This is a genomic window from Lysinibacillus sp. FJAT-14745, from assembly GCF_001275675.1.
Classification (GTDB): Bacteria; Bacillota; Bacilli; order Bacillales_A; family Planococcaceae; genus Lysinibacillus.
In genome coordinates, this window is record NZ_LITM01000022.1 from 1 (window position 1) to 4,680 (window position 4,680).

The following is a 4,680-nucleotide window of genomic DNA, read 5'->3' on the forward strand; positions in this document are numbered from 1 at the left end:
TTCGTTCACCAACTAAAGGTTAGTTACTAAAAACTTTATTGATTACGTTTTGCTTGTTCAGTTTTCAAGGTTCATTTATAAATGTTATCTCTTTGTTAAGAGTCAACTTTTATATAATAACATGTTTTACACAGGATGTCAAACAGTTATTTTATTTTCATGTTGTTCTAGCTGCATGTTTAGCAGCAACTTTTATATAATATCATCCACTCCATAGAACGTCAATAGTTTTATTCGTTTTTTTTTAAAGTTTTATAACCTAAACCTTGGCCACGATTTTAAAAATTGAATAGTACGGTTTCTTCCAATCTCTAAAAGCGTTTCTTTAGTCTCTTCATCTAAATCAAATTGTGTGGAGCTATAATCATCGACAGGGATGAAAATAATATCTCTTTCATGCTGTCTTGAAATATACCTTTCATCATGAGCATCTTTCATAGTAGAAAATAAAGCTTCAAATAAATTTAATCCATTTTTAATTTCATGTGGGTGTTGTTCTTCTCTACGTCTACTCAATTTAAGCCCTATAATCGGTCGCACTTTACGTCCTTCTCTATCATCAAATACCCATAACGGAAAATTACTCAATACGCCGCCATCTACAATAACCGAATCTCCTTTTCCTGTTTTTAATGTAACTGGTTCAAAGAAAAATGGTATACCACAGCTCATACGTAAAGCACTGGCTACAGAAAAATTATCCGCATCAATATGATACTTTTGTAAATCATCTGGTAAAACTATCATTCTGCCATTTGTTAAATCTGACGCCACTAATTTTAACGAATCTCTAGGTAAATCTCTGAATGTATAAACTCCTTTTGCAGCTAATTTCTGAAAAAACCATTTTTCTAATGCTTTTCCTTTATATAAACCTAAATGATGATAAACATTAACCCACTTCATAAACGGGAATGGTAAGATTGTTTTCCTTGGATCTAGTAATGAAGGTACATCCAACTCTTCCAACATAGTTTGGATTTCTTTTCCGCTATATCCTGCAGCAATAAAAGCAGCTAATATGGCCCCAGCACTCGTCCCAGCTACCCGTTTAAAGCGAAAATTTTCAGCTTCTAGTACTTGATACGCTCCAACAAGTGCAAACCCCTTCAAACCACCACCAGAAAAAACACCATCAATCCACAAAATTCCCTCTCCTTTTTCAAGTAATCTTTACATTATAAGAATCAGTAACGAAGATTAGAACTAAAAATACAGGTTTATGTCGAATTACTATAGCTCTTGAAATTACATCTATAAAAAAAAGGATTAAGCACTGTATATAACAGAGCCTAATCCTTTATTATTTCAGATAGCCAATGGTTATAAAAAATAATGGGTTACACTACAAATAACACTCTAAATTTTTTTATTAAACGAATGCTAAATCTTTAAACATAATGTATTGATTCAGATCTACATTTAATAATCGCTTGTTTTCCTCTAAATTAGGTGCTTTATGAAAAACGACTGCAAAAGTAGAATTATCAATAATGTCCATTATTCGATACTCTAAAATTTCACTGAAATTTTCTTTAAATGCTTTATGATTAATAGATGCTACTTTATTGAAATCCATAGTCGTATTTATTTTTGCGCAATAGTAACTATAAATAGAATTATCCATATTACTCACTATACTTTCCCAATCTGGCTTTTGTTGTTTAAAAAAGTACTCACATGCGTTTATCCCATAAGCATAAACACCAAGCTCATTAGTACAGATCTCCGAGAATCTTAAAGAATTCACTTCAATTGGAACAATTTTACCTTCTTTATCAATACGTATTTCAATATGTATTGGCAATAATTTCAAAGCAAAAAATGATGAGATAGTATTTAAGAATGTATTTATTTTCATCAAAGATTCTTTTATTACTTGCTTGCTTGTATAATATATTCGGTCACTCATATCTTTTTCATGTCTAAGCATTCTTTTAAATAAATTGAGAATAATTGGTTGTCCATCCTCTGAAAAATATGCATCAATGGTATATTCATCACCTTCAATAAATTGCTCAATAATAAATGACTGATTATAAATATAATCCCGCGGGTACGCTAAACTTGCAATATCCATTTCCCTTTTAAGTTGTTTTATCGTTTCATCGTATTCTTCTAATTTATCTATACGATGCATACCTATACTTGAATATCCACTTACAGGCTTTACAATAACGGGAAATGGAAGTGGCCTTACATCTATCTCTTCTAAATCTCTTAGGAAGACTTCCTGAAAAAAGAAATCTTCATACTGTCTACTCATTACCTTTCTAAATGTAACTTTGTTTTTCAATATTTCTGTAACAGTAGTTAAATAATTATTGGGTGTATATCTTGATAAAATATTGAGTCCATCTTCAGAGCTAAATAAAATAGGACTGTTTCCATTTTCTAATTCTATTAATAAATCCTCTATCTTTTTAATATTCATATCAGATTTATTAGGAATAAAAACATCATTTAAACTAACAACAGGAATTTGAAGCTTTCTAACAGTATCTGCTAATAGTTCAGAAACATAAGGTTTATCTAAAATTATCAACTTTTACACTCCTATTTAAACATTTTGAAATTCATATCCATTTATGTAATTAAATAATCATTGTATATATTTACAGGAAAACAACAGCTTTTATTTTAATATAAAGTACCCATTAAATCCATTTTTTATTTTCCAAAGCATAGGTATTAATATCCTCAAAACTTAATTTATATTATTTTATACCTATAAAATCTTAGTTATATTTCACTACTTATTTAATTTTTCTTTTATAAAATGAACTTATGTCTATAAAAAAACGAAAAGATATTATTTTATAGTTACTTGTCTTGTTTAAATGGTGACCACTATTTAAACATCTGCCCTCTGCTGATTAAGTAATTTTTTATTGTTTCTCTTTTACGATTCGGTAAAATATCAATCGCTATTGTAAATGTACACTCATTACTTGATTCCATTCCTCTGAGTAGCGTTGATACCTCCGCTAAATCATTAATATCAGGGTATTCAGGAATGGCTTTTGTCATCAGTTCACGATAATGTGCCTCTTGATAATTTAGTTTTGCTTCACTTATTTTGTGTTGCGCGATTAGTTCCATGTTATAATAAATCCATAATTGATTATCGTACACTTGTAGCCCTACTTTTTTGCCTTGATACCCCGGTGGTACGGAGTATTGATTGGACTTGTAGGAAATCATGCTGGATGCATTGACTTTTACAAGCGTATGGTTGATTCGATAGGAGTCTCTTACTCGATCAGTTGGTAGCTGGAGTAAGTGATTCCTCTCTTTTTGCCATTCTATAATCGGAATTTTATTCGTCCCTTGATGAATTTCATGATTAATACGATTACATAGTTTTTCAATATAGGCTTGTAATTCAGCTATATTAAACTTCCCTTGATAGGCGTGGATTTCATCTAGTAATTTCATCGTTGTCTCCACTTTTCCTTTCGTTTGAGGACGACCTGCTATACAGGGCTTCACCTTAAATCCAAAATCCTTCGCGAATTGCGCAAACTTCGCATTCACTTTTCCCACAAAATGTTCTGTTCGTACTTCATCCATCACGGTTTTCATATTGTCAGTAATGAGCTCTTCTGGTACACCACCCATTTTTTCAAACATATCAGTGAAGAAAGAACATAAAACTGCCTGCGATTTGGAAATACTCATATAAAAGAATCGCATACGAGAGTGGCTCAGTACTAACACGGCTATATTAATCTCCACCTGTTCACCATCACTTGTTTCATAAAGAATACTTTCTTTCCAATCCAACTGTGCTTGTTTGCCCATACGTGTTTCATAACGGATACTGCTATGTAAAGAAGATAGGCGTTCATCTTTCTCAAAGTAAGCCTTAAATTCTGGCGTATTGGCAATATAGGTACGGAATGTAGATTGTCCACAATCTAAACCGTGGTTGTCTTTTAAATATTGCCAAAGATTACGTCGATAATAAAATACCTGCTTAGAATCTTCTGATAAGAGTCTAGCAATAATCGGATAGAACTCATCAATTTTAGATGGCTTATTACGCTTTGTTTTTGGTATAAAGCCATTTAGATATTTATCGATTGTTCGTCGATCTACGCCCATGTCCCTTGCTAATTTACTTTTATTAATCTTCATGTTTAAATGCTCCATTACTTGTTTAAAATATGCTAAATCTGAAAGACTATTAATTTTAAATTCTGTCTCAATCTCTAGTTGAATATGCATACTAACACCTCGGTATTAGTATGAAATGAAAGAGCATTTTTGTACATCGTTAGTCAAGCAGAAATGTACATATTTAAATTAGCATTTATAGTACATACAACCCGATTCGATCGCCTACTTCTTCTATTTTCGCAATCTCTACATCTTTTAATCCTGGGGATATTCATGTTAAAATGCATGTGCACAGTTCACCTTCTATTACTTGTTTCTCGACAATTCAAGTATATACATTAGTAATCTGTGCTTTTTATGCGTGTAATTGTGTGAATACCCCATATTTAAAACCAATAGAAAAAGAGCAACTACAATAACCTAGTGTTTTGTAGTTGCTCTTTATAAAAAAAAACAGCCAGCACTCAGCTGACTGTCTATATTGCCTAGCGACGTCCTACTCTCACAGGGGGAAGCCCCCAACTACCATCGGCGCTAAAGAGCTTAACTTCCGTGTTC

At 31.9% G+C, this 4,680-nt stretch carries 2 protein-coding genes and 1 pseudogene; all 3 read right to left on the reverse strand.

Going from position 1 to position 4,680, the window contains the following annotated elements:
- Positions 1–252: 252 nt before the first annotated feature.
- Positions 253–1,146 (reverse strand): patatin-like phospholipase family protein, encoded by an 894-nt coding sequence (locus tag AMS59_RS23895; RefSeq protein ID WP_053486203.1) that lies wholly within the window; start codon positions 1,144–1,146, stop codon positions 253–255.
- A gap of 226 nt (positions 1,147–1,372) precedes the next feature.
- Positions 1,373–2,545 carry an ATP-grasp domain-containing protein gene (locus AMS59_RS23900; protein ID WP_053486204.1) on the reverse strand — a complete coding sequence of 391 codons (1,173 nt, stop codon included), beginning with the start codon at positions 2,543–2,545 and terminating at the stop codon, positions 1,373–1,375.
- Positions 2,546–2,943: 398 nt separating this feature from the next.
- Positions 2,944–4,230: pseudogene (istA, locus tag AMS59_RS23905) on the reverse strand (IS21 family transposase); the annotation flags it as partial.
- Positions 4,231–4,680: the final 450 nt, after the last annotated feature.